Genomic DNA, 25,764 nt, shown 5'->3' on the forward strand with positions numbered 1-25,764 from the left:
TTCTCCGTCCGGAATTGCGCAGAACTCAGAGCAATTCCAGGAAAAGTGTGTGACGGTTTTCCGTCCGGAATTGCGCAGAACTCAGAGCAATTCCAGGAAAAGTGTGTGGCGGTTTTCCGTCCGGAATTGCGCAGAACAAAGAGCCGGCCAGCACGAACAGCAAAACTTTTGCCGGATCGGCTTGCTTTTCGGAAATTCAGTCGCTAGGGAACACGTCACATCGCGGCCGGTCGTTAAGGATCGGATCGCGGGCTATGCAAAGCATGGCCTGTTGCGCGCCCGTAGCTCAGCTGGATAGAGCACCAGACTACGAATCTGGGGGTCAGGAGTTCGAATCTCTTCGGGCGCGCCAAATCTACGCTGCAGCACGCCGGACGCGCTTGTAGCCAGCGAAAGCCCTCCAACCTATGAGAGACGTTTTCGTGCGGGCGAGCCCCTGTGGCGCTTCGGCGCGGCCTGCTCCGCTATTTCCGGCATGTCGAAGAGCACGCCAGACCCATGTCATTGAGCCGAAAGCTGCCCAGCGGCAGGCGATGCTAAGGCAACCCTATCCGACGCCATCAATCAACGCGTGCGCTGCTAACTCCTCAGCAGTAGTTCGGCGTTAGGAACTTAGGGCATGCACGACGCTGGCGCTCAATCTCCCTTAACTTTTCGTAAGACAGATCATGGGTGCTAACGCCCATTTCAACCAAAACAGATATCCTGATGTTGTGCCATTGAACTCTTCTTGTCCCCGTAGACTCTGATCGAATGGTGCCTTTAGATAGTCGCGGTCGCTGAGCCGCATGGTCTCCGCCCAACGAGCCCCGCTCTCATTTTCCACGGTGGTTACGATCTTTCGAGCCTTTTGGATGTACGGTCCCGTAAATGTGTCCATGGCTTCAGTAGGCTCAAAATCGCACCCGACGAACTCCACAGTCAGCTCATTTCTCCCATTCCAATTCTCTCTTTTTTGCTCCCGGCATCTGCTGGAGGAGCTGTCCGGCGGGTTTTCAGAAATTAAATCTGCGAATCGCGCGCCTAGTTCGCCACCTTCTTCGACAGTATAGACATAACGAACATTGACACCCTTAACGAATCCACGGCCATAATTCTTTGTGTAGGAAACTACTTGGAATATTTTTTGACCCTGGTAGTCTTCCGTGTGGATTACTTGTGCTTGACTGAGGAAGCAGGCCTTGCCGGAGGCGACTTCGGCAACAACAGAAGTAACACCCATTCCAATCAGGACACTACCTATGACGCCCATCGTCCACTTAGCCAAGGCCGGCAGTGAAGAAAACCATTGGTTCATTTTGCCACCCTCCAGCAGCGACATAGCGAGCAGGCACGCCCCCAGTGGACAGATCGGATTGTGAACATCTGCATGCTGGTGCGCCGCGAGCATAACAGCTGCGTAAAACTGGAGCTATCGCCGGGAACGCCGCCCATCGTAGCGGCTTTGGCGGGCTTCGGATTTTCCCGGCCGCGCCCGCTGACTGAAGCCGTCTAGGCCGGCTTCGCGTGGGCGCCAAGCCAAAGTGGACTTGCGCCGGCGGGAGCCACGCTGCCCGTTTCGTGGGCGGCCTCAGCCCGAATAGCGGAGCACATTGACAAGCAGAGCGAAAGCGGGGGACGTTTGGCGGCGGCTGGGATAGTAGAGGTGATATCCCGGCCAAGGCGGGGACCACTCATCGAGCACCCGCACAAGGCGACCGCTGTCAAGGTGGGCCTGCGCCACGTCCTCCGGCATATAGGCGAGGCCGAAACCCTCCAACGCGGCTTCGAGAATCTCGACGGTGCCATTCAGGATGATCTGGCCGTCCACCCGCACCTTCAGCTCGCGACCGTCTCGCTCGAAATCCCAGGCCCACAGCCCGCCGTTGGAGGAAAAGCGCTGGTTGATGCAAATGTGACCAGTTAGCTCCTGCGGTGTCATTGGCGGCGGCCGCTTGGCGAAATATGACTTCGCCCCAACGACGGCGAAGCGGATGTCCGGCCCGACGCGCACAGCGATCATGTCTTTTGCGACGCTCTCTCCCATTCGCACGCCTGCGTCGAACCGTTCAGCTGCAATGTCTGTCAGTGCATTGTCGAGGAACACCTCAACTGTGACGTCGGGATAGTCGGGAAGGAGCTTCGCCAACCTCGGCCAGATAACAGAATTAAATGCGTGATCGCTGGCGGTGAGGCGAATGGTGCCGGCAGGCTTTTCCCTCAATTCGCTCAACGCCTCGACCTCGACGTCGATCTCCTCGAAGCGCGGGCCGATGTTGCGCAGCAGCCGCGCGCCGGCCTCTGTAGGTGAAACGCTGCGGGTCGTGCGGGTCAGCAGCCGAATACCCAGTTGCTCTTCGAGTGCACGGACCGTGTGGCTCAGCGTGGACTGCGAAATTCCGAGCTGCGCCGCAGCCCGCGTGAAGCTGCCCTCCCGTGCGACGGCCAGAAAGGCCAGAAGCATATCAAGTCTTCCACGCCGCATTTATGGCTCAAACCGATAAGTCGATACTCATTATACAATCTAGTGGGACGAGTTGCACCTGGGTCCAATCGAAATCGCCGAGAGCGTGGAATATTCTAGGTGGATCACACCTCGGTGAATCGGACGAGCAATGACGATGAAAGTAAAAGCAGCCAGCCGAAAGTGATCGACAACCTTCCAACGTTCTTTCTGCGTAATTGATCCGTCGTGGTAAAACGCTCCGAACCGACAACGCTGCATCACCGTTCCTCCGGGGGCTTGAGATGCCGGAACTGCATCAGAAGCAGCAGATCGTAGATGATCTTCAGGGCGCCGCAAATGAGGAGGGGCCAAGCCCGGAACGAGGCCGCGAACAGCGCGCCGGCCAGCGCGGGACTGGCGGCGGCGGCCAGACTGCGCGGCACCGATGTGAAGCTCGCTGCTGCTGCCCGCTCTGCCTCCGTGACGACGGCCATCACGTAAGATGATCGCGTCGGCACGTCCATCTGCGAAAGTGCTGCGCGGATCAGCAGTAAGGCGAGCGCCAAGGGGAGCGCGGGCGCCAACGCCGCCAGCATCAGGGCGATGCTCGACGGAATGTGGGTGAACACCATCGTGTTGATCAGTCCGATGCGCCGGGACAGCCAAGCTGAAACGGGGAAAGAGAACGCCGAAAGCACGCCGGACCAGAAGAAGAAAAATCCCGCTTCCGAAAGCGACAGATCGAACTTTTCGAAAAGCCAGAGGGCAAGCAGCGACTGGACTACAAAGCCTCCGGCAAAAGCATCGAGGCTGAAAAGCGCCGCGAGCTTGAACACAATCTTGCGCGAGGGGCCGAGCGCGGACCCGCTGCTGGAGTCCGTCGCCGGACGGCGCTGCGGAATCTGCGCGTAAAGGAGGCCGCCGAGAAGACCCAGAAACGCATAGAGCACGAACATCGCCTTGATGCCGGCGAGTTGGTCGAGGCCGGCCGGAGCCATAAGATCAGGTGTCGCCGAAACGAGCGCGCCAACCGCGCCTGCCAGCGCACCCACAAGGCTGTAACGCGCGAACATCCTGGTCCGCGCGGCATCGGTGACTTCGCGTGTCAGCACCGCATGCTCCAATGGCACGAATACGCTGACGCTGCCGGCCGAGGGGTTGATGGTGCCTGCGAACGCGACCACCAACAGCAGCGCGTAGTCATGGACCAAAGCAAAGGCCACGCCCGTGGCGACCATCAGGCTGGCGGCGGCAAACAGGAGTTGGCGGTGATCGTAACGGACGCCGAGGAACCCGACAACGATGGTTAAGAGCGCGGAACCAAGCAGTGACGCCGTTGCGATCACGCCTACCTGAAGGGGAGTGAAGCCTAACGCGAGGAGATAGACCGGCAACAGAACGGCCACGAAGCCATCGCCCATGTCGCGCAAGGCACGGGCCATGAAAAGAAAGGTCGTCGAATGGATCCGCAGCACTGATCTGCCTGCCCTCATCACCTGCGTGAGCGCCCGCGTGTTCTGTTTCAGGCGGCCGTTTCGACCGGCAGGCCGGCGGTCTTCCATTCGGGATAGCCGTCTTCGAGCCGACGCGCGAGATAGCCCTGCTCTCGCAAGGCGGCGACCGCTTCGAACGAGAGAACGCAATAGGGACCGCGGCAATAGGCGATCACTTCCCGATCTGCCTCTAGCTCGCCTAAGCGACGCTCCAACTCGGCCAGCGGGATGTTGAGGGCGCCTGGAAGATGTCCGGCCGCGAACTCATCCTCTGGCCGCACGTCGAGAACCGTGACCATGCCGTCATGCAGCCTTGAGACGAGCTCGTCTCGCGACACCGGCTCCATCGCATCGCGAGCCCGGAAGTAGTCGGCCATGACGCGGCCGATTTCGGCAACATTTCGCTCGCCGACGCGGCCGAGCGCCTTGATCAGCGCCACCACCTCGGTGTCGCCGGCGAGGCTATAGAGCATGTGCTTGCCGCGGCGCTCCGTCTCGACGAGGCGAGCCCGCCGCAGGATCTGCAGGTGGCGCGACGTGTTGGCGAAGCTCAGATGGGCTCGCGCGGAGAGGTCCTCGACGCTGCGCACCCCTTGCGCGAGGTGCTCCAGAAGCTCGAGCCGATGCGGATGGCCGAGCGCCTGAGCCACTTCGGCAAGGCTCGCGTAGATCGCCTGTTTCGGTCCGGTGCTTGACACGGCTTCTCCTCAGTGGAACATTCAGCGGAATGATTGAATGTCTCTAGCCCGTCGTCGCGAGGCGCGCAAGACCATGATCCTTCGCCAATTCCTTCATACCGATCCAGTCGGCGTCTCATACCTGTTCGGCTGCGGCGGCAAGGCAGCCGCGGCCGTCGTCGATCCGGCCGGCGACATCGAGTTTTACCTGCGCGCCGCCGAAGACGCCGGCATGCGCATCCACTTCGTCGTCGACACGCATGTTCATGCCGACCATCTCTCTGTCGGCCGCGCGCTCGCCGAAGCCGCGGGCGCCGCATACGTGCTCGGGGCGGAGGCGTATGTCGCGTTCCCGTTCAAAGGAATGCGCGACGGAGAGGCCCTCTCGCTCGGCAACGTCGCCGCAACCGTCCTGCACACGCCCGGTCACACCCCGGAGCATATCTGCATTCTCGTCAGCGACCGCACGCGTGCCGACGAGCCATGGTTCGTGCTGACCGGCCACACGCTGATGGTCGGCGATCTCGGTCGCACCGAACTCGCCGTCAGCGCCGAGCAAGGCGCAAAGGATATGTTTCACAGCGCCGGTCGGCTCAAGGCTCTCCCAGATCATGTCGAGGTGCTCCCCGGCGCCTATGCTGGCTCGGTCTGCGGCCGGCGCCTGAGCGGCAAGCCCTGGTCGACCATCGGTTTCGAGAAACGCCACAACGAGGCCTTGCGGATCGAGGACGAAGCCGCGTTCATCCGCTTCATGCTCGCCGAGATTCCCCCGGCTCCGCCCGAGGCCGCGGCGCTCCGGGCCGCCAATTCCGCCTTGGCTGCGGCGGCGGCCTGACCCATGGACGAAGCGGCATCGGTGCCAGGCAAGGCGGGTTCACCCGTCAGGCTAGGCCTCAGAGAGAACTGGCCGCAATTCGCGCTGCTCGTCGTGATCAACGCCTTTGTCGGCGGCATGGTCGGGATAGAACGAACGGTGGTGCCGCTGATCGGATCGGAAGAGTTCCACGTCACGTCGACAACGCTCATCGTCTCCTTCATCGTCAGCTTCGGCGTCGTCAAGGCGCTCGCCAATCTGGTCTCGGGGCAGCTTGCCGACGCGTGGGGCCGCAAGCGCGTGCTCGTCTTGGGATGGCTGGTCGGCCTGCCGGTGCCGTTCATGATCATCTGGGCGCCGACCTGGGAATGGGTGATTGCGGCCAACGCATTGCTCGGCATTAACCAGGGGCTCGCCTGGTCGATGACCGTGATCATGAAAGTCGATCTCGTCGGGCCGAAATCGCGCGGCCTGGCCGTCGGTCTCAACGAGTTCGCCGGCTATCTTGCCGTCGGGGTGACGGCGTTCCTGACCGGCTATCTCGCCTCGCAATACGGACTCCGGCCAGTGCCGATCTATCTCGGCATCGGCTATGCGGTCATCGGTGCCGCACTGTCGATCCTGCTCGTGCGCGACACGCGGGACCACGTTCGGCTGGAGGCCTCATCCCACGCGCAGCAGTCCGCGCCGATCAGCTTTCGGCAGGTCTTCGCGCTCACCTCGTTCGGGGATCGCAACCTGTTCGCCGCTTCGCAGGCCGGCCTCGTCAACAATCTCAACGACGGCATGAGCTGGGGCATTTTCCCATTGTTCTTCGCTTCCTTCGGTCTCGGCGTCGAACGCATCGGCATCCTCAAGGCGGTCTATCCCGCGACATGGGGTGTCCTGCAGATCGCCACAGGCCCCTTGAGCGATCGCTGGGGGCGCAAGGGCCTGATCGTCGCCGGCATGTGGGTACAGGCCGCGGGTCTGTTTCTCACCGCGGCGACGCGCCAGTTCGAGTGGTGGATCGTCGGCAGCCTTCTGCTCGGCCTCGGCACGGCGATGGTCTACCCAAGCCTGATCGCAGCCGTCTCCGACGCCTCGCATCCGACCTGGCGCGCCCGCTCACTCAGCGTCTACCGCTTCTGGCGGGATCTCGGCTACGCGATCGGCGCGCTCTCCGCCGGCCTCATCGCCGACAGCTTCGGGCTGTCATGGGCGATCACATCGATCGCCGCGCTGACGTTTCTCTCAGGGGTAGTCGTGGCTGTTGTGATGAGCGAAACCGAGGCTCATCCGTCCGCGAGGAGGGCAACATGACAGCGGCGGCAGATCGCTGCCCAAGCAATTGATCCGGCGCAAGCTCGCCGCGCTGCCCGTTGGGCCTATATTGGAATTTGACCGCGACCGGCAGTTTGCCGGCAGTACGGAAAGAGCCCAAAGCATTTCCGGCCGCAGAGCCGCCAGTGGGTCAAAACTGCCGAGCCCATGAGAGGAAGGAGGATGCTATGACTTTGATTTCATTGACGCGCGTGGCCGCGCTCGCCGCAATTGTCGCCGCCGGCATGACGGCTATAGCCGCCGCGCAAACGACCGCAGCCGATCCGCACCATCCCGATACGACGGTCGCACAGGCGGCGCCGTCCACCGAGCCTGGAGATATGGTGGGACAAGACCAAGGGGCACAGCCCGCTCAACCCGGCATGATGCCTCCCGGAATGATGGGTCAAGGCATGATGGGCCAAGGCATGGGTCAGGGCATGATGTGCGAGATGAAGCAGCCCGGCATGATGGGCGCAATGCCGATGATGCGCATGCGCGGGCACATGATGAAGATCATGTTCGCCATTGCCGACACGGACGGCGACAGCGCGCTTTCCTTCGAAGAGATCACCGCCATCCATAAGCGAATCTTCGACAAGGTGGACGCAAACAAAGACGGCAAAGTGACACCCGAAGAAGTGCAGGCATTCATGCGGCAGTAGCCGCGCGCAGCTGATCGCCGGGCGACAAGCCGCGAAGGAGGCTCCCGAACATGACGTCGATCTACCTCGACTACAACGCGAGCACGCCGATCGATCCGGCCGTCACGGCTGCCATGCGGCCATATTTGGATGAGGCTTTCGGCAATCCGTCGAGCGGCCATTGGGCGAGCATGCCGGCGAAGGCTGCGCTGGAGAAGGCCCGCGGCCAGGTTGCGGCACTACTCGACTGCGCACCCGACGAGATCGTGTTCACAAGCGGCGGCAGTGAGGCCAACAACCTGGCGATCAAGGGCACGTTCTTCGCCCTCCGCCACAAGGGCGAGCACATCGTCACCACCACGGTCGAGCACCCGGCCATTCTCGCGCCTTGCCGGTTTCTCGAGGAGCTCGGCGCGGCAGTGACCTATTTGCCGGTCGACAGCACGGGCCGGGTCAATCCCGAGGACGTGCGTCGTGCCATCACGCCGCGCACCATCCTGATCAGCGTCATGCACGCCAACAATGAAGTTGGCACGATCCAACCGATCGAGGAGATCGGTGCTGTTGCGCGGGAACGTGGGGTCCGGTTTCACACCGACGCAGCGCAGTCGGTCGGCAAGATTGCAACCAAGGTCGACGCGCTTGGCGTCGATTTGCTGACCATCGCCGGCCACAAACTCTATGCACCAAAGGGTGTCGGGGCGCTCTATGTCCGCGATGGTGTCACGCTCGAGCCGCTGATCCATGGCGCGGGGCACGAACATGGCCGGCGCGCTGGCACTGAGAGCGCCTTGCTCGCGGTTGGCCTCGGTACGGCCTGTGCGCTCGCCAGCGACCTGGAGCCGATGGCACGCGTCCGCGTGCTGCGGGATCGTTTTTGGGACGCGCTGCAGGAGGGTTTCGGCGACCGTGTCGCGCTCAACGGGCACCCTCAGCATCGCCTTCCCAACACGCTCAGCGTTTCATTCGTCGGCATGATCGGCGCCGAGGTGCTTTCGCATCTCGACGGCGTCGCGGCGTCGACCGGTTCGGCCTGTCACGCCGGCCGGGTCGAGCTCTCCCCAGTGCTCACGGCCATGGGCGTGCCCGAGAAGATCGGCATGGGCGCCGTTCGCTTCAGTCTTGGTCGAGCCACGACCAGCGCCGAAATCGACGCCGTCGTGGATCAGCTTCGAGCCGTCACGGTCCGATCCGCCATCCGCTAGACGATAGGACCCAAAGAGACGGCACCACCCATCGTTGCGTCATAAAGCCGGTCGCGCCGGCGGCTCTTTCGCCGCTGTGGGTTCCTCTGGACTGAGGGCGCCCGGCCGGAGCCTGAACAGGATCAGCAGCGGCCCGGCGACGAAGATGGAGGAATAGGTCCCGGCGAGGATGCCGAAGATCATCGCGACCGTGAAGGACTGGATGACCTCGCCGCCCCAGATCGAAAGCGCCGCCAGCGCGAACAGCGTCGTCACGCCGGTGAGGACCGTTCGCGCCAGAGTCTGGTTCATCGACAGGTCGAGCAGCTCGGCGATCGGCATCTTTTTATAGCGGCGCAGGTTCTCGCGGACCCGGTCATAGACAACAACGGTATCGTTGATCGAATAGCCGACGATAGTCAGGATCGCGGCTATCGAGGTCAAATTGAACTCTATGCCCGCGACGACGTAGAAGCCGATCATCAGGATCACGTCGTGGAAGGTCGAAATGATGGCGCCGAGCCCGAACTGCCACTCGAACCTGACCCAGATGTAGACGAGCATCGCCAGCAGCGAGGCGAGCACGCCCATCGTGCCGTTGAAGGCTAGTTCCGAGGACACAGTCGGGCCGACGACCTCGATGCGGCGGAACTCGTAGTCAGATTCGAGCGCGCTTCTCACTTTCTGGACGGCGGACTGTTCGGCAACGTCGCCGCCCCCCTGGGTGCCGATGCGTATCAGCACATCCCGGGTCGACCCGAACTCCTGCACCTGCACCTCGCCCAGTTCGAGACCTGTCAGGCGCTCGCGGATGTTGCCGATGTCGGCCTGCTGACCCTTCGCCTGCACCTCGATGCTCGAACCGCCGCGGAAGTCGATGCCGTAGTTCATGCCGACAGTGAAGAACGCCGCGGCCGAAGCGATCGACAATAGCAGGGACAGCGTGAAGGCGTACTTTCGGAACGCCATGAACGGCACGCGCGTGTCGTCGGGCACCAGTCGCATGACACCGCTGGGCATGGTTTTCGGGCGTTGCCGGCGAAGCCAGAACGCGACCAGCCAGCGCGTCAGCGTGAACGCCGTGAACACGGTGGTGACGATGCCGATGGCGAGGGTGACGGCAAATCCCTTGATCGGCCCTGAGCCGAGAAAGAACAGGATGACGGCGGCAATCAGCGTCGTCACATTGGCGTCGACGACTGTCGCCAGCGCCTGTTTGAACCCGGAATCCATCGACTGCACGATCGAGCGCCCTTGGCGGCTCTCTTCGCGGACGCGCTCGAAGATGATGACGTTGGAATCGACCGCCATCCCCATCGTCAGCACGATGCCGGCGATGCCGGGCAGCGTCAGCGTCGCGCCGAGAACCGACAGGACGGCGATGATCAATGCGACGTTGGCCAGGAGCGCGATATTCGCGATCAGCCCCAGTCGCCCATAGGCGAACAGCATGAAGCCGACGACGAGGAACCCGGCGACGATTGACGCGAACTGGCCGGCGTCGATCGAATCGCTGCCGAGGCTCGGGCCGACGGTGCGTTCCTCGACGATGGTGAGGTCGGCAGGCAGTGCGCCGGCGCGCAGCAGGACCGCAAGGTCGTTCGCGCTCTCCACCGTGAAACTGCCGGATATCTGCCCGGTGCCGCCCAGGATTGGTTCGCGGATCTGCGGCGCGGAGATCACCTCGTTGTCGAGGATGATCGCGAACAGGCGCCCGACATTGGTCTGAGTAGCCTGACCGAAGCGGCCGGCGCCGCGGCTGTCGAAGCGAAACGAGACCACCGGCTCGTTGGTGCGCTGGTCGAAGGTTGCCTGCGCATCGACGAGGTTTTCGCCGGAGACGATGATCCGATTCTCGATCAGATGCGGAACCCGCGGTTCGTCCGTCGAATACAACACCGTCGAGCCCGCCGGCGGGCGGCCGGAGATAGCCTCCTCGACCGGAATCGACTGGTCGACCATCTGAAAGGTCAGCTTCGCGGTCTGTCCGAGAATATCCTTCAGCCGCTGCGGATCCTGCAGGCCCGGCACCTGGACCATGATACGGTCCGAACCCTGGCGCTGGATGATCGGCTCGGTCGTGCCGAGCTCGTTCACGCGCCGGCCCACCACCTCGATCGATTGGGTCAGCGCCGCGGCGATCCGGTAGTCGATCCCGGCTTCGGTCAGCGTAAAACGCAGCAGCCCCGGTTCCGGCTCGGCCATCTCCATCTCGGTCACGGAGCCGCTCATGAAAAGTCCGGTCGAGATCGGCTGCGTCAATCTTTCGAGCGCGCTCTTCGCAGCTTCGACCTGACCTTGGTCGCGAATGCGGACCTGGATCGAATTGGCGGTGCCGGTAAGTCCGGTATAACCGATCTGGGCATCGCGCAGCGATGTGCGAACCTCGTCGCGGGCCGCTTCGAGGCGTTCGTTGGCGAGGTCCTGCCGATCGATCTGGAGCAGGATGTGCGAGCCGCCCTGCAGGTCGAGCCCCAGCGTCAGCTGCTGCTTTGGCAGCCAATTGGGCAGCGATGCCAGAGTGGAGGCGGGAACCAAATTGGGCGCTGCGTACAGGATACCGGCCAGGACCGTCAGCCAGATGAGAATGGTCTTCCAGCGCGAAAAATGCAGCATATTCTTATCCGTTCAGCCCATATCGGGCGGAAACCGCCTCCGACAAGTGCTTTGGCGTTCCGATCGGCGAGCAACTCGACGAGAGCCCAGGAACGCGATGTGAAAGTTTTGGGAGTCGAGGGCCGCGGTCGCGCGGCCAAGATCATGCCGTGAGAAGCGGAGGCGCGCGCGCATCGAAGGCGCGGTTCGGCGACAGTTTCGGCCGGTCCTCAGACCCCATAGCAAACGGTGCGGCTGACGCGGTTTCGAGCGGCAGGCGCAAATCCGGGATAATGCAAAAGGGCTTGCCGTTTGCCGCAGTGACAGGCGTTCCCGTCTTGAAACGGGAAGTCTCAGCAGCAACACGGCGTGCAATGTCGCGGACAAGGAAAGTCGGGTGTGTGACTGGCTCGGTCGCGCCGAGCCTCATTTGCCCCTTGGCAAGATCCTGTGCGACGTGCTCGGCTGTTGCCGCGGGAATGGTCCAGATCAAAAAGAGCAATGAAGCGAGCAGCCGCAGACCAGCACCCATGCTGGGCAGAGTGCCGGGCCTTATGCTAGCCTGTCTTCGACCGCTTCGTCTCATCTCACCGGTACGGCTCGTCACACTACGGCAAAATACACTTTCGCCGTCGTTGTCTCAGTAAGCGGCAAGCCGCCCTCCTGGTCTTTAACTACAGCACTTGCATTGCGAATTGAAGCGCACCTTTCACATACTCAAAGAGGCCGCTCTCGAAGCAGCCCTTCTCAGATACGGCTTGAACGCACAGCTCAGAATTCGTATACCGGTATACGAATAGCCAACGAGGCGAATGCCTCGATAAGGGCTCATCTACATAGCCTTCATGACCTCGTCGGGGAATGTTCGAGCTGCGCGCCGAGACGCGGCCCAACGTGCCACTGCCGGCATCCCCAGACCATTTGGAGACGCTCATGGCCGACACCTCGAAAAGACTGCGCATTGCCGTGCTCTTTGGCGGACGCTCCGCCGAGCATGACGTTTCGGTGCTGTCGGCAACCAATGTCATGCGTGCGCTGGAACCCGCGAAATACGATGCCGTTCCCGTCTTCGTCACCCGCGAAGGACAATGGCTGCTGAGCAGCTTCGAGGACGGCACGCTGGCGAAACCTTCGAGCGGTACAGAAGTCTGCCTCGTGCCTGGCGGACAGGGACGGATGATGGCGATCCGGACGAATAGTGCGCCCCACGAACTGCCTGACATCGACATCCTGTTTCCCGTTCTGCACGGCCTCCATGGCGAGGACGGTTCCGTGCAGGGGCTCGCGGAGGTTGCGCGTGTGCCGCTCGCCGGCTGCGGCATACTCGGTTCGGCCGCCGCCCTCGACAAGGACATTGCCAAGCGGCTGCTGAACGAGGCGGGCTTGCCCACCGCGCGTTCCGTCACAATCCACCACGGCGCCGCACCGACCTTTGCGGAACTGGAGAGCGTGGCTTAGTCTTCCGCTTTTCATCAAACCGGCCCGGCAGGGCTCCTCTGTCGGCGTCAGCAAGGTTTCGGCTGAAGAAGACTATGAGGCAGCGCTGACAGAAGGTTTTGGTCACGACCGCAAGCTGCTGGCCGAAGAATTCATTCAAGGCCGCGAAATCGAGTGCAGCGTGCTGGAGGATACGGAAGGCGGCCTCTTCGTTTCCCGTCCAGGCGAGATCGTGCCGGCACAGAGCCACGGCTTCTACAGCTACGACGCCAAATATATCGACGCGGACGGCGCGGCGCTGAAAGTCCCGGCCGAACTGCCGCAGGAGATTGAGGGCAAGATCCGCGCGATGGCAGCAAAGGCCTTCCGTGCGGTCGGCTGCGACGGCATGGCCCGCGTTGATTTCTTCGTGGCCCCCGACATGCGCGTCCTCATCAACGAGCTCAACACCATTCCCGGTTTCACCGATATCAGCATGTATTCCAAGGCGATGGCGGCAAGCGGCGTCAGCTATTCCGAAATCGTCGATCGGCTGGTGGCGCACGGGCTGGCACGCGCCGGTCGATCAGCTTGACCTTATCAACGGCCCGAAAAAGCCGACGATACGCGTTATTCGCTTCTGGCTGGAGTCGAGGAAGGCTATGTCCAAACCCTCGGGGAAGGACGATCCATCAGGCATCACAAACTTCCACGCGAAGCGTGCGATCCCATGATGAACATCCACGTCACTTGTCCGTAAGATGCGGGCTCCGGGATGCTTGGCCAGAACTCCTGCGATGTGCGCGAGCAGTTCTTCCGCGCCAGTCGCATGGACTGTAGGGTCGGTGTATGTTGCGCCATCGCTCCAGACCGATGACAGCAACGCCCGCCGCTGCTGGGCGTTCTCATCAGACCAGGCAGCACAATACGAATCGATGAGAAGCGTCAAAGGCATCCTATTCCCCTAATGCAGATCACTGGCCTGACTCGGCCCATGCTTGGACAACAAAGCCCGAACGCAGCTCATCGTTAAACGGCCCGCTGGCTGACGGTAAAGCATGATCCGCCTCAGTAAGGCCGAAAGCTGCATAATGAAAATCCGCTCAGCCAGTCAGAAAGGGCCTTCTCGCAATCCAGGTCGGAGAGGTCTCCTATCTGGACTTTCCCAGAAACTGCGATAACGCGGCAAAATCATCATGTAAGTGGCCAGCTGCAATCGCCCGTTGGAAGATCGCATCGTAAGCGTTGACGACCGAGCGGTCGATCTTGCGCGCCTCCATCAGCTCCAAGAGATGCTGGAATGCGCCGTAGTGCGGGGAGATCGACGAGAGCGTCTCGTTGTCGCTGGCAAAACGGCCAGCATTCGTCCGCTTGATGAGGTCGACGACAAGCCCGTCAACAACAGGCGCTGTTGCGGTCCACTGCCGTGCCAACTCGCCGAGGTCGATCTCTTCGGCCTGAGACACGGCGATCGCATGGAGCGCTCCGAACAGCGCGCCCCACATGAGAGCAAGCAGCGCGCTATCAAGTGCGTTTGCCCGTCCCGGTTCTTCCCCGACATGCTGGACATTGCCGCCCAAGGCACGAAACATCTCCTCGTTCGCGTCGAAAGCCTGCCTTGGCCCCGAGATCAGTATCGTCCCGGCATCTGTGCCGATGAAATCCGGCGTGGCCATGATCGCGCCATCGAGATAGTTGGCTCCGTGCTCGGCAACCCATTCAGCGGCTTCGCGTGCGCCATGCGGCGTTCCCGAAGTGAGCTCCACGATCAGCTTGCCGCGAATAGCTGAAGCAACGGCATCGTCGCGCAGAACCGCGCTTGCCTGGTAGTCGCTTACGTTCACGATGATAATCTCAGCCGCATTGACAGCTTCGAGGACGGACCCCGCGACAGTGGCGCCGAGCGCGGCCAGCGGTTCGGCCTTTTGTTTTGTCCTGTTCCAGACCGTCGTCCGATATCCCGACTGAAGCAGGGCGCGGGCGAGCGCCGATCCCATACGACCCGTCCCCACGACGCTGATTGAAAGCTTCATTGCAACACTCCATACCAATAGATGCCAATAGGCGCCCGGCGCCATGGTTTTGCCGTCACGGGCAGAGGTATGCTGGAGTGAATGGCGCGCACAATACGCACCTGGAGGTAAGTGGTTACCCAACGGTAAGGAGAACATCATGAGTAAGCCGACGGCCAATTGCGGCTTCGCAACCGCGATCAAGGCGATCGAAGGGAAGTGGAAAGTGGATATTCTTTGTGAGCTTGGAACGGCGTCTCGCAGGTTCGGCCGGTTGAGGCAGTCGATTCCGGCGATCAGTGAAAAGATGCTGACGCAGCAATTGCGTGAACTGGAGGCCGACGGGCTTGTGAACCGAGAAGTCTATCCGGGATCGCCGACCAAGGTCGTCTATTCGTTGACAGAAAGCGGAGCGGCGCTCAATGCTGGAGCTGAGGCATTATGCCGTTGGGGTGAGCAATTCCCTTCCGGTATCGATGCTTAACGGAACTCCACAATTTTCAGAAGTGGTTTGGTCCATGCTCAGCTGGTTGTCGGACCGTTTGAGCGCGCGGGCGCCACAGCACCGACCGATTCCCGTTCGACCAGCGGGCATTCAAGCTTGGTGATGGGATAGCGGCCCCGGCCGGGCGGTGCGGGAACTTCCAATTGCTCGATCGCCCATTGCCCCATCGCCATATGCGGCAGGATCGACGTCGTCAAAGGCGGGAACAGATGGCGGGCGATTTCCTCGTCGTCATAACCGATAACCGAAATGTCCCCGGGAATGTGCAAGCCGGCTTCCTTGAGCGCTTCGTAGCAGCCGATCGCGGTGCGGTCGTTCTGGCAGAAGATGGCGGTCGGGCGGTCCTTGAGCGCCAGCAGCTTGACGGTCGCCGCGTAACCGGCGCTCGCCGACCAGTCACCCTCGACCACCAGCTCCGCATCGAACGGGATGTCGGCCGTCGCCAGCGCCCGGCGGTAGCCCTTCAGCCGATCCTGCGCTGCCTGCATCCAGGGCTCGCCGGTGATGGTGGCGATGCGGCGGTGGCCATGGCTGATCAAGTGGCGGGTGGAACTCTGGCCGCCGGCGATCTCGCTCGGCACCACGGCGGGGAAGGCGTAGTCGGCGGTGTAGCAATTGAGCAGGATGACCGGGATGTCGAGGCCGTAGAGATAGTCGGGCGCGACGATCTCGCGCGTGAAGATGGTCATGTAGATCAGCGCCGAAATGCCCCGCTTGGTCAGCGCCGCAATGGCGCGCGGCTCCATGACGGAATCGCCCAAAGTCTGCGCAACCAAGACGACATTGCCGGCATTCCACGAGGCCTGGCGTGCCCCTTCGATGGCGACGACCGCTTCGGGGCTGGTCGCCAGTTGATCGACCGCGAAGCCGATCACCCCGTCCAGCCCCTCGAACGAGGCGACAGGGCCGCGAAGAGCAGAGAAGGCTGGTGGCGCATAGCCGAGACCCCGCGCGGCCTCGATCACCCGTTCGCGGGTCTGCTGCGACAGCCTTATGCCCGGCGTGTTGTTGAGCACGAACGAAACCGTCGCCTGCGAGCAGCCGGCGGCCCTGGCGATGTCCGTCATGGTGACGCGACCCTTGGGGTTTTTCGCAGGGGCCTTTCGGGGCTTGGAGACCTCAGGCGCAGGATCACGCTGATCCGTCGGTTCGTTCATGGCATTGTGTTCCAAATTCCCGGCCTGGCTGATCAGAGGTCGCCTTGGACGTCGTTAAATACGGCAGCACGGCCCCGTGCTTCGCGTTTATAAAACAAGCACTCGATTAATCATTATTACCAGTCCTGGCAACCGAATGGCTATCAGCGCGAAGAGAGCAATGTGAGATACACGCGGTCTTGAAGGGCGGATTCCTCACTTCTCGCGCCATGCGGCAGGCAGCCATTTCGTCAGCGACACCAGGTTCCAAGCAGAAGACTAATACTATTTACTAATAGTCGTAAGCGTTTTAAAGTCAATTTGTCATGCCGGCCCGGGGTCGAACGGGCATGACGGGAAGCAGGCGTGTGGCGCGGCATCCGCGGCTCTTGGACCGGCAAAGCAACGCCACGCAATTACAGAAATGTCAGACAAATCCGACTATACGAACAGCCAATGAGTCTCTAAAGTCCAAAATCGCGGCTGGAATGGCGCCGTTCTTTCGCTGCCAGCACCCCTTGAGGAGGAGGGCGTCCAAGCCGCATTCGACAAAGTTCAGATCAGCGAAAATGACTGAATCAAACGGGAGGTTGAACATGAAATCTGTAATACGAAATGCGTCCGTCGCCGCCGCGGCTTTGGCTCTCGGCCTGTCCATCACGGCAATTGCACGCGCCCAGGACAAACCGACGCTGGCCTTCGTCGTCAACGGCGCTTCCGATTTCTGGAAGGCGGCCGAAGCCGGCGTCAAGAAGGCGCAGGGCGAATTGCCCGACTACGATCTGCAGCTCAAATATCCGGAGCAGTCGTCGGTCGCCATCCAGCAACGGCTGATGGACGATCTGGTGACGGCCGGCGTCAAGGCCATCATGGTTTCGGCAGTCGACCCCAAGACCTCGACCGACGGGCTGAACAAGATCGCCTCGGAGACGGCGCTGTTCACCACCGACAGCGATGCGCCGCAGACCAAGCGGGTCGCCTATATCGGCTCGTCCAATATCGACGCCGGCAAGCAGGCGGCAGAGATCGCCAAGAAGGCGATGCCTGACGGCGGCAAATGCCTCGGTTTCGTCGGCCTGCTCGGCGCCGACAATGCCAAGGAGCGCATCGAAGGCATGAAGGAAGGGCTCGCCGGCAGCAAGATCGAGCTGATCGACGTTCGTGGCGACGACATCGACCAGGCCCGCGCCAAGAAGAACGTCGAGGACGCGCTGGTCGCCAGCCCCGACGTCACCTGCATGGTCGGCTTCTACTCCTACAACACGCCGCGCATCTATGAAGCGCTGCGCGACGCCGGCAAGCTCGGCCAGATCACGGTCGTCGGCTTCGACGACGATCCGATCACGCTGGGCGGCGTCAAGGAAGGCACCGTTGCCGCCACCGTTGTGCAGCAGCCCTTCGAATGGGCCTACCAGGGCATGAAGCTGATGGCCGCCTATCTCAAGGGCGACAAATCGGGCGTTCCCGCCGACGGGCTGATCATCGTGCCGACCAAGATCATCGGCAAGGACGACGTCGACGCCTATGCCGCCAATCTGAAGACAATGGCGGGTAAATAATCGGCGTTGGCGCTGCCCCTCATCCGCCTGCCGGCACCTTCTCCGGTGAACAACGGGGAGAAGCGACAAGCTCCAGCGCTGGCGATCCCCCTCTCCCCGTTCTTCACGGGGAGAGGGTAAGGGTGAGGGGCAGCGCGACGCTGTTGTTGACGGGCCTCGCCAGGCCCGTCAGTCTGTGGCCCACCGGCTGCTGTCAGGCATGATGAATTATTCCGACGCATCCATCAGCGCATCCACGATTGCCCCGTTCCTCAGTCTCGAGGACGTGCGCAAGACCTACCCCGGCGTGGTTGCGCTGGACGGGTTTTCGATGGACGTCAGGCCCGGCGAGGTCATCGGCCTCGTCGGCGAAAACGGCGCCGGCAAGTCGACGCTGATGAAGATACTCGGCGGCGTGACCACCCCCGACGCCGGCACGATTATCGTCGACGGCGTCGCCCATGACGGGCTGACGGTCGAAGCCAGCATCGGTTCCGGCATCGCCTTCGTCCACCAGGAACTCAACCTGTTCGAAAACCTCGACGTTGCCGCCAACATCTTTTTCGGCCGTGAGCCGTTGCGCGCCGGGCCGCTCAAGCTGGTCGACCGCGCCAGGCTGCGCGCGCTGTCGGCGCCGCTGCTCAAACGCGTGGGCGCCAATTTTTCCGCCGACACGCCGGTATCGGCCCTGTCGCTTGCCCAGCAGCAGATGGTCGAAATCGCCAAGGCGCTGTCGATCGAGGCGCGGCTGGTCATCCTCGACGAGCCGACATCGAGCCTGCCCCTTGCCGAAACCGACAAGCTGCTCGATGTCATCAGGGCGCTGAAGGCGGAGGGCATCAGCGTCATCTTCATCTCGCACCGCCTTCACGAGGTCGAGCGGGTCGCCGATCGCGTTGTCGTGCTGAGGGACGGCATGCTTGCCGGCACGCTGCCGAAGAACGCCATCAATCACGACCAGATGGTCAAGCTGATGATCGGACGCATGCTGAAGGAGAGGGAGAAGGCCGCAGAATCGGCGCGCCCGCCCGGCACCGTCGCCCTGTCGGCCAAGGCCGTTCGCACCAGCGCCTATCCCGATCGGCCGGTCGATCTCGGCGTCAGGCATGGCGAAATCCTCGGGCTGGCGGGTCTTGTCGGCTCCGGCCGCACCGAGCTGGCGCGCGTGCTTTTCGGTATCGAGAAGAGCCTAGGCGGTGCGCTCCAGCTTGATGGAACAGATCTGGTCCTTGGTTCGGCTGCGGACGCGGTCGCCAGCGGTATCTTCCTCGTCCCGGAAGACCGCAAGCTGACCGGCGTCCTGCTCGACCTGTCGATTGCCCAGAATATTTCGCTCCCCAATCTGCCGGCGCATGCCCGGCGGTTCCTGGTTTCTGCCGGCGCCGAAGCCGTCACCGCCGAGAAGCAGAAACGCAATCTCGGCATCAAGGCGCCCTCGGTGGCGACGCGCACCGGCACGCTGTCCGGCGGCAACCAGCAAAAGGTGGTGCTTGCCAAATGGCTGGCCATGCACCCCAAGGTGATGATCCTCGATGAGCCGACACGCGGCATCGATATCGGCGCCAAGGCCGAAATCTACGGGCTGATGCGGGCGCTGGCCGATGCCGGCGTCGCCGTGCTGATGATCTCGAGCGACATGGAGGAGGTGATCGGCGTCTCCGACCGCATCGCCGTCATGCATGAGGGCCAGATCTCAGGCATTCTCGACAAGGAGCAATTCAGCCAGGAAAACGTGCTGCTGCTGGCGGTTGGCAAACAGCCGAAATAGCTTTTTGTTTTGGCGCGGGTTCTAGGCAGGCATTGGGAGAAGACGATGAGCAAGAAAGATCTCGGCCTGCTGATCCTGATCCTTGTGGTGGGAGCGGTGGTGGCGATCATCAATCCGCGTTTCCTGCTGCCGATCAACCTCGCCAACACGTCGAACCTGATCGGGCTGTTCGGCATCCTGGCGATCGGCCAGGCCTTCGTCATCATCACCGGCGGCATCGAATTGTCGGTCGGCTCGGTGGTCGCGCTGCTCGGCGTCCTGTTCGTCGATTTCATCGCGACGCGCGGCATGGCATGGCCGGTGGCGCTGCCGCTGATCCTCGTGCTCGGCGGCCTCATCGGGCTGGCACATGGCTGGCTGATCACGCGGCTCAAATTGCAGCCTTTCGTGGTGACGCTCTGCGGCCTGCTGATCTACCGCGGCGTGGCGCGGTTCTACACAGCCGACGGCACCGCCGGCTTCGCCTTCGGACAGAACTTTCCGGAGCTCGAGTTCCTGACCGCCGGGCGATCCTATGGCGTGCCAAACAGCTTCATTGCGCTGATCGTCATCGCAATCGTGACGTGGGTGGTGCTGCACCGCTCGGTGTTCGGGCGCTACCTCTATGCCATCGGCAAAAACGAGGAGGCGGCGAAATATTCGGGCATCCGCACCGGTCGGGTCGTTATCGCCGCCTATGTCATCTGCGGTGTGCTGACGGCGCTGTCGGCGATCTACTTCGCCATGTACACGCGCTCGATCTCGCCGGCGAGCCACGGTCAGTTCTACGAACTCTACGCCATTGCCGCAGCCGTGCTCGGCGGCTTCTCGCTGCGCGGCGGCGAGGGCTCGCTGATCGGCGTCATCCTCGGCACGGTCTTGCTGCAGGAGCTGCAAAACCTCGTCAACCTGCTCGGCATCCCCTCCTCGCTCAACTTCGCGGTGATGGGCGGGGTGATCCTCATCGGCGTGCTGGTCGACCAGCAATGGGGTGTGTTCCGGGAGCGGCGGCTGATGCTGGGGGCAGCCCGCAAGGGCGCGGCTGGTGCTGCCGCCGAATAGTTGCACCGTCTCGTCCTTCTCCCCTTGTGGGAGAAGGTGGCCGAGCTCCGCTCGGCCGGATGAGGGGTGTTCCAGCTTGGCAGGACCGCACTCCGTCCAGCACCCCTCAACCGTCTCGGCGCTGCGCGCCGATCCACCTTCTCCCACAAGGGGAGAAGGTAAGGGGCTGCCTAGATCAAGCCCGACATATCCGAAAAAGCCATGGCCTTGCGCAGCACATCGGCGAAGCGCTCGCCGGCTGCCTCGCGTGGGCCGCTATTGTCGATCGAGGTGACGCCTGGCCCGGACAGCGCCACATTGGCGCTGCGCGCCAGGCGCGCCAGCACCTCGCCGCGCGACTCGCGGCCGCGCATGGCCAATCGCTCGGCCAGGATTTCCGGTGAAGCGGTGATCTCGACGATGGCGAGATTTGCGTAACGCTCGCGTAGAACCGGGATAATGGCGCGGGAGACATTGGCAATGGCGACGCGTCCATTGGCGACCGACCAGTCGACTTCAGCCGGAATGCCGTAGCGCAAACCATGCGCCTCCCAGGAGATGGCGAAGGCGCCATCCGCCTCGGCCTCGACAAAGGCCGCATCGGCCAGCGTGTCGTGATCCTCGCTTGTCGTGTCGCTCGGCCGGGTGATGACCCGGCGCACGAACTCCAGCCTTGTCTCGTCAGCGAAGCGGGTGCGGGCATAGCCGATCACCGTGTCCTTGCCGGCGCCGCTCGGCCCGACAACGGCGACAAAGACACCGTCGCGGATCGGAAACGCCGCGGCCGACAACTCACGCTCGATCAACGCCGACGCCATCATGCGACCCGGCGTCCTTGCCGCCAGACCGTGCGGACGACCGGGACATGGTCGTCGAGACGTACACGCACCAGATCGGCGCGCCGGCCCTGCTCGATGACGCCACGGTCGGTGAGGCCGACTGCTTCGGCCGGGTTCTTCGAGACCATCGCCACCGCCTGAGGCAGGGAAATGCCGTCGACCACGTCGCCGAGAAAAAAGGCCGACTGGATCAGGCTGAAGGGAATGTAGTCGGACGACAGTATGTCGAGCAGCCCGTCGCCGGCGAGTGTGCGGGCTGAAACGTTTCCAGAATGCGAGGCGCCGCGCATGACGTTCGGCGCGCCCATCAGCACGCCAAGCCCTGCTTCTTTCGAGGCCCTGGCGGCTTCTTCTGTAGTTGGGAACTCGGCGACGCGGACACCCTGCTCGATCGCTTCATCGACATGGCCTGTCGTGGCGTCGTCATGGCTGGCGAGCACGATGCCGCGCTGATGGCAGGCGGCGGCGATGAAGGCGCGGTTCGGGCCGGAATTCGTCGCCGATTCCGCCATCCGCTTCTCGCAAAATTGCTGGAATTCGCGATCCGTCAGCTTCAGCTTGCGCTGGTAGTAATAGGCATAGGTTTCCAAGTCGACGAACTGGCGCTGTCCCGGCGCATGGTCCATCAGCGACGCCAGCTTGATCCTGTCATCGCCGTCGAAATGGGCGAAGGCTGCGAGGCAATCCGGCGCCGAAACCTCGCAGCGCAGATGGATGAAATGATCGGCCCGCAGCCGGTCCTGCTGGACGCTGTCCTCGATCGCATCGGCCAGCTTGCGCATGTCGGCCGAATTCATGTCGGCATCGTCGTCCATGCCGACGCGCAAGGCGTCGAGCACGGTGGTGATGCCGGCGGTCGCCACTTGCGCGTCGTGAGCGAGCACCGCGGCGATCGGGTTCCAGCGCACTTTCGGCCGCGGCGCGTAATGGCCTTCGAGGTGGTCGGTGTGAAGCTCGACCAGTCCGGGGATGATGAAATCGCCGCCCATGTCCTCGCCGGTCCGGCCGGCACCGGCATCGATCCCGGTGATCAAGCCGTCGCGCAGCACGATCGATCCTTCGACGATCTCGTCGGCAAGCACGATGCGGGCATTGTTGAGAACGGTCTCGGCGGTCATTTCAGGCAGTCCTTGGAGCATTTTGCAGCCAATTGGAATCGATTGGCGTCGCACAAACGCGGTTAAAAGAGATAGTCATCTCAGGCAGTTTTTCTAGCCGGGCGGCGCCCGAGCGCGTGATGGGAAAGCACCATGAACGGGGCGCCAGGTTCGGTTTCGACAAATAGGGTCAGCGCATCCACCGGCACCGGCTTTTGCAGGACCTGCGCAAACAGGCTGTCGATTGCTAAGCGAAGACGAGGGCTTTCCTGTGGCGAGGCTCGGCCGGACAGCGTCATATGGAAACGAAAGGTCTCGAAGACATAGGGGTAGCCCCACTGGCAGAGATTGCGGAATTCAGCCGGCTTCAGCGAATCCGGGCTGCGCCGCTCGATTTCCGCCTCGCTCAGCGGCGCGCGAAAACGGTCGAAGTCGCGCACGACGTCGTCGGCGAAGCGGTTGAGCGCCGGCAGTGGTCCTTCCGGCACGAGCGCGAAGAAGCCATCGATCTGGCTGACGACCAGACGCGGGATCATCACCACCGGCGTCGTCTCGGCAAAATCGTCGAGCGCCGCGCGAAGCGAGGCTTCCGTCTCGTTCGAGGCCAGCCGGAAGGGCGCCTTCAGCGTCGCGTGGAAGCCGTAGCGGCGCGCCGAAGCGGTGTGGAAGGCGACTTCCGCCGCCGACAGATCGCCCACGGCCTCGACAGGCCTTGTGGCGGCGCCGAATGGGTCGCGGCCGAGCCAATTGGCGGCGATCCGCGCCAGCGGTTCGTCCTGCCGGGGGGTGAAATAGATAGCGTAGCGCATCGAAAGTCCTCGTCAACTCCCGCTGCCATAGGCGATTTGCATGACGAAATGACGAAGCTGATGATCGCTCCTGATAACAAAGTTGTTCAGGCGGGTCATTAGCCGACGATTTTTTCGCTTTGGGCCAGTTTGCCAACCCGGAAGAGCCGCGCGATCAGCTCTTCATCAGCCATTCGTGCTCAGGCGCGTTGTGGAACTTCCACGTCCGCTTCGGCCCGGCCATGACGTTGAGGTAATAGAGGTCGTAGCCATGGCAGGCGGCACAAGGATGATAGCCCTTTGGCACCAGCACGACGTCGCCGTCCTCGATCGCCATCGCCTCATCGAGCGAACGAGCGCCATTCCTGTCGGCATCCGTGTAGACGCGCTGGAAGGCGAAGCCCTGTGGCGGGTTGAGCCGGTGATAGTAGGTCTCCTCGAGATAAGATTCGGCCGGCAGATTGTCCTGGTCATGCTTGTGCGGCGGGTAGCTCGAGGTGTGGCCGCCGGGCGTGATGACCTCGACCACCAGCAAGGAATCGGCCGGCTTGCCTTCCGGCAGGATGTTGGTGACATAGCGCGTGTTGGTGCCCTTGCCGCGAACCTCCTGGCCGAGTTCCTTCGGCGCAATGACGCGGACCGGCAGGCCGCCGCCAAGCCCAGGCGCCGAGCAGACCGCGAGTTCGACATCGGTGTCGGCGGTCACCGACCAGTCAGAGCCCTGCGGCACATAGACCGACCACGGCTTGCCTTCGAAGGGCGACATGCGTTCGCCGAGCAGGCCGAGATCCTTGTCGCCCGCCCTAGCCTTGCCCTTGCCGGTGACGAACACCAGGCAGACTTCGCAGTTCGCGGTCTGCCCGGAGGCTGCCTCACCGGGCCGCAGCCGATGCAGATCGAAACCGACATAGGTCCAGCCGGCGCTTTGCGGCGTCACATGGGCGACGCGGCCATGGCCCTTATCGGCTTTGATGAGCAGTTTCGACATCTAGGGTCATTCCTTCGGTTCGGTGTCGGCCGAAGCCTTGTCCTCGTCGGCCGGCTTGTAGAGATAGAAGAACTGCCACACGGCATAGCCGGTGAAGCCGAGCGCGATCGTGCCCCAGAATGGTGCGCCGGTGGCAAACTCGACCACGGCCCAGACCAGGCAGACCGCGACGATGGCAACGCGCCGCCACAGAGGCCGGAAGAACGGGTGCTCGGAGTCCTTCATCGGATCAACCCCCGCATCGGATCAGCCATTTGCCGGGAATAGTGCATTCAAGCATTGGGGAAGCCCTGTGTTTCAACGGTGTAGCCGGCAGCCGTCATCACCCGCATCAACTCCTTGTAGCCGACTTGTGCCATCTTGAGCGGCGGATTCTTCCTGGGATCCTGCTCGGCCTCGACGACGAACCAGCCTTCATAACCGTAGTTCGCCAGCCTTTCCACAATGGCGCCAAAATCCAGCGAGCCATCTCCCGGCACCGTGAAGGCGCCAAGTGCCACAGCATCGAGGAAGGATTGCTTCTGGCGGTCGAGTTTCTCGATCACCTCCATGCGCACGTCTTTCACATGCACGTGGTTGATGCGTTTGTGATGGTTGTCGATGGCGCGCAGAACATCGCCGCCGGCAAAAGCCAGATGGCCTGCATCGAGCAGCAGTGGAATGCCTTCTCCCGAGTAGCGCATGAATGCGTCGAGTTCGGGCTCGGTCTCGACCACCGCCGCCATATGATGGTGATAGGACAGCGGCATGCCCTGCTCGGCGCACCATTCGCCGAACTGCGTGAGGCGCCTCGCATAGGCTTTCATCTCGTCGTCCGAAAGCTTGGGCTTGGTGGCGAGCGGCTTCGAGCGATCTCCCTGGATGGAGCGGCCGACCTCGCCATAGACGATGCAGGGCGCGTTCACCGCCTTGAACAGATCGATCATCGGCTGGATGCGATCCTTGTTGTCAGCCATGCCTTCGTCGACCAGTGTGCCGGAGAACCAGCCGCCGCAAAGCGTGACGTCGGCCTCTTTCAGGATCGGCAGCATGATCTCCGGATCGCTGGGAAAACGGCGGCCCATTTCCATGCCGGTGAAGCCTGCCGAACGCGACTGCGCCAGGCATTCCTCCAGCGACACATCATCGCTGAGTTCCGCAAGATCGTCGTTCCACCATGCAATGGGGGACATGCCCAGTTTGGCTCTCAAGTCGTTACTCCAGTTCAGGCCTTAGGATCAGCTTCACGGACGGCTTAAGGCCGCCCGCTCAGCGCTTCCTCGTATTTCTTGCGCGCCGCGTTCACTTGCGGGCGCACCGAGACTTCCGGCACGGCGACATCCCACCAGCTTCCACCGGCTTCGGTCGAAACCAGCGGATCGGTGTCGATGACAAGCACAGTGGTCCTGGTATTCTTCCGAGCTTGCGCCAGCGCCGTTTCCAGCCCGGCGATCGACGAAACTTTCTCGGCGATCACGCCCAGGCTTGCCGCATGCGCGGCGAAGTCGATATCGGGCAGAACCTCGTGGCGGGCGTCCTTCAAG

At 62.5% G+C, this 25,764-nt stretch carries 23 protein-coding genes, 1 tRNA gene and 2 pseudogenes; 11 read left to right on the top strand and 15 right to left on the bottom strand.

All coding sequences use genetic code 11. The annotated features are described in order from the left end of the window. Positions 1 to 207: hypothetical protein (locus tag EOB36_RS34725; protein ID WP_206637205.1), on the top strand; the 207-nt coding region annotated here is incomplete at its 5' end. 68 nt (positions 208 to 275) lie between these two features. Beyond that, a tRNA-Arg gene (locus tag EOB36_RS25065) sits at positions 276 to 352 on the top strand. A gap of 294 nt (positions 353 to 646) precedes the next feature. Here the strand turns inward: EOB36_RS25065 and EOB36_RS25070 are convergent. From EOB36_RS25070 to EOB36_RS25085, 4 genes are all read right to left on the bottom strand, one after another. Then, the gene (locus tag EOB36_RS25070; RefSeq protein WP_128241595.1) at positions 647 to 1,297 is read right to left on the bottom strand and encodes a hypothetical protein; all 651 of its coding nucleotides are present in this window, start codon (positions 1,295 to 1,297) and stop codon (positions 647 to 649) included. A gap of 273 nt (positions 1,298 to 1,570) precedes the next feature. Further along, the gene (locus EOB36_RS25075) at positions 1,571 to 2,464 is read right to left on the bottom strand and encodes a LysR family transcriptional regulator (protein WP_127204487.1); all 894 of its coding nucleotides are present in this window, start codon (positions 2,462 to 2,464) and stop codon (positions 1,571 to 1,573) included. A 239-nt stretch (positions 2,465 to 2,703) separates the two neighbouring features. Further along, complete coding sequence (locus tag EOB36_RS25080; RefSeq protein ID WP_164897614.1) at positions 2,704 to 3,918, bottom strand: MFS transporter; 1,215 nt, start codon at positions 3,916 to 3,918, stop codon at positions 2,704 to 2,706. Positions 3,919 to 3,947: 29 nt separating this feature from the next. Then, positions 3,948 to 4,616 carry a metalloregulator ArsR/SmtB family transcription factor gene (locus EOB36_RS25085; protein WP_127291209.1) on the bottom strand — a complete coding sequence of 223 codons (669 nt, stop codon included), beginning with the start codon at positions 4,614 to 4,616 and terminating at the stop codon, positions 3,948 to 3,950. A 37-nt stretch (positions 4,617 to 4,653) separates the two neighbouring features. Between EOB36_RS25085 and EOB36_RS25090 the strand changes: the two genes are divergently transcribed. The 4 genes from EOB36_RS25090 to EOB36_RS25105 all read left to right on the top strand — a co-directional run bounded on the left by EOB36_RS25090 (position 4,654) and on the right by EOB36_RS25105 (position 8,560). Further along, positions 4,654 to 5,430, top strand: coding sequence for an MBL fold metallo-hydrolase (locus EOB36_RS25090; RefSeq protein ID WP_245461486.1), 777 nt, complete (start codon positions 4,654 to 4,656; stop codon positions 5,428 to 5,430). Between the two features lie 3 nt (positions 5,431 to 5,433). Continuing rightward, positions 5,434 to 6,711, top strand: a complete 1,278-nt coding sequence (locus tag EOB36_RS25095; RefSeq protein ID WP_128241593.1) for an MFS transporter — start codon at positions 5,434 to 5,436, stop codon at positions 6,709 to 6,711. Between the two features lie 188 nt (positions 6,712 to 6,899). Then, positions 6,900 to 7,376, top strand: coding sequence for an EF-hand domain-containing protein (locus tag EOB36_RS25100; protein WP_164759182.1), 477 nt, complete (start codon positions 6,900 to 6,902; stop codon positions 7,374 to 7,376). A 50-nt stretch (positions 7,377 to 7,426) separates the two neighbouring features. Next, positions 7,427 to 8,560 (top strand): cysteine desulfurase family protein, encoded by a 1,134-nt coding sequence (locus EOB36_RS25105; protein WP_128241592.1) that lies wholly within the window; start codon positions 7,427 to 7,429, stop codon positions 8,558 to 8,560. A 39-nt stretch (positions 8,561 to 8,599) separates the two neighbouring features. Here the strand turns inward: EOB36_RS25105 and secDF are convergent, their stop codons facing one another. Then, positions 8,600 to 11,155, bottom strand: coding sequence for a protein translocase subunit SecDF (gene secDF, locus EOB36_RS25110; protein WP_127205275.1), 2,556 nt, complete (start codon positions 11,153 to 11,155; stop codon positions 8,600 to 8,602). Positions 11,156 to 12,067: 912 nt separating this feature from the next. Between secDF and EOB36_RS25115 the strand changes: the two are divergent. After that, positions 12,068 to 13,145 (top strand): annotated as a pseudogene (locus EOB36_RS25115) (D-alanine--D-alanine ligase family protein). Here EOB36_RS25115 and EOB36_RS25120 read toward each other — a convergent pair. Further along, entirely contained in the window at positions 13,137 to 13,505 is a 369-nt protein-coding gene (locus EOB36_RS25120; protein ID WP_164897612.1) for a nuclear transport factor 2 family protein, read from the bottom strand. The pseudogene EOB36_RS25115 and the gene EOB36_RS25120 sit on opposite strands and share 9 nt — an antisense overlap. 196 nt (positions 13,506 to 13,701) lie before the next feature. Next, entirely contained in the window at positions 13,702 to 14,628 is a 927-nt protein-coding gene (locus tag EOB36_RS25125) for an NAD(P)-binding domain-containing protein (protein WP_245461485.1), read from the bottom strand. Positions 14,629 to 14,722: 94 nt separating this feature from the next. On the opposite strand from EOB36_RS25125, the gene EOB36_RS25130 reads away from it, so the two are divergent. Continuing rightward, a complete protein-coding gene (locus tag EOB36_RS25130; protein WP_126104030.1) occupies positions 14,723 to 15,046 on the top strand; it encodes a helix-turn-helix domain-containing protein in 324 nt (107 codons plus the stop codon). Between the two features lie 38 nt (positions 15,047 to 15,084). On the opposite strand, the gene EOB36_RS25135 is transcribed toward EOB36_RS25130, so the two are convergent. Beyond that, entirely contained in the window at positions 15,085 to 16,224 is a 1,140-nt protein-coding gene (locus tag EOB36_RS25135; protein ID WP_164897613.1) for a LacI family DNA-binding transcriptional regulator, read from the bottom strand. A gap of 575 nt (positions 16,225 to 16,799) precedes the next feature. Here EOB36_RS25135 and EOB36_RS25140 point away from each other — a divergent pair. From EOB36_RS25140 to EOB36_RS25150, 3 genes are all read left to right on the top strand, one after another. Beyond that, positions 16,800 to 17,762, top strand: a complete 963-nt coding sequence (locus EOB36_RS25140) for a sugar-binding protein (RefSeq protein WP_126104029.1) — start codon at positions 16,800 to 16,802, stop codon at positions 17,760 to 17,762. 202 nt (positions 17,763 to 17,964) lie between these two features. Continuing rightward, positions 17,965 to 19,509, top strand: a complete 1,545-nt coding sequence (locus EOB36_RS25145) for a sugar ABC transporter ATP-binding protein (RefSeq protein ID WP_128285949.1) — start codon at positions 17,965 to 17,967, stop codon at positions 19,507 to 19,509. A 45-nt stretch (positions 19,510 to 19,554) separates the two neighbouring features. Beyond that, on the top strand, positions 19,555 to 20,550 hold the full coding sequence (locus tag EOB36_RS25150; protein ID WP_095484512.1) for an ABC transporter permease: 996 nt from the start codon (positions 19,555 to 19,557) through the stop codon (positions 20,548 to 20,550). 170 nt (positions 20,551 to 20,720) lie between these two features. Here the strand turns inward: EOB36_RS25150 and phnN are convergent, their stop codons facing one another. From phnN to EOB36_RS25185, 7 genes and pseudogenes are all read right to left on the bottom strand, one after another. Next, positions 20,721 to 21,350, bottom strand: a complete 630-nt coding sequence (gene phnN / locus EOB36_RS25155) for a phosphonate metabolism protein/1,5-bisphosphokinase (PRPP-forming) PhnN (protein ID WP_164547060.1) — start codon at positions 21,348 to 21,350, stop codon at positions 20,721 to 20,723. Then, complete coding sequence (locus EOB36_RS25160; protein ID WP_126104027.1) at positions 21,347 to 22,486, bottom strand: alpha-D-ribose 1-methylphosphonate 5-triphosphate diphosphatase; 1,140 nt, start codon at positions 22,484 to 22,486, stop codon at positions 21,347 to 21,349. The genes phnN and EOB36_RS25160 overlap by 4 nt, the downstream gene beginning before the upstream one ends. An 80-nt stretch (positions 22,487 to 22,566) precedes the next feature. Then, positions 22,567 to 23,274, bottom strand: a complete 708-nt coding sequence (locus EOB36_RS25165) for a DUF1045 domain-containing protein (protein WP_128243734.1) — start codon at positions 23,272 to 23,274, stop codon at positions 22,567 to 22,569. 154 nt (positions 23,275 to 23,428) lie between these two features. Continuing rightward, positions 23,429 to 24,241 carry a 5-deoxy-glucuronate isomerase gene (iolB, locus tag EOB36_RS25170; RefSeq protein ID WP_128285948.1) on the bottom strand — a complete coding sequence of 271 codons (813 nt, stop codon included), beginning with the start codon at positions 24,239 to 24,241 and terminating at the stop codon, positions 23,429 to 23,431. Positions 24,242 to 24,247: 6 nt separating this feature from the next. Then, the gene (locus EOB36_RS25175; RefSeq protein WP_095484506.1) at positions 24,248 to 24,466 is read right to left on the bottom strand and encodes a DUF3329 domain-containing protein; all 219 of its coding nucleotides are present in this window, start codon (positions 24,464 to 24,466) and stop codon (positions 24,248 to 24,250) included. Positions 24,467 to 24,513: 47 nt separating this feature from the next. After that, positions 24,514 to 25,431 carry a myo-inosose-2 dehydratase gene (gene iolE, locus EOB36_RS25180; RefSeq protein ID WP_095484505.1) on the bottom strand — a complete coding sequence of 306 codons (918 nt, stop codon included), beginning with the start codon at positions 25,429 to 25,431 and terminating at the stop codon, positions 24,514 to 24,516. Between the two features lie 44 nt (positions 25,432 to 25,475). Next, a pseudogene (locus EOB36_RS25185) lies at positions 25,476 to 25,764 on the bottom strand (3D-(3,5/4)-trihydroxycyclohexane-1,2-dione acylhydrolase (decyclizing)); the annotation flags it as partial.

The organism is Mesorhizobium sp. M6A.T.Cr.TU.017.01.1.1, from assembly GCF_004023115.1.
GTDB classification, from domain to species: domain Bacteria; phylum Pseudomonadota; class Alphaproteobacteria; order Rhizobiales; family Rhizobiaceae; genus Mesorhizobium; species Mesorhizobium mediterraneum.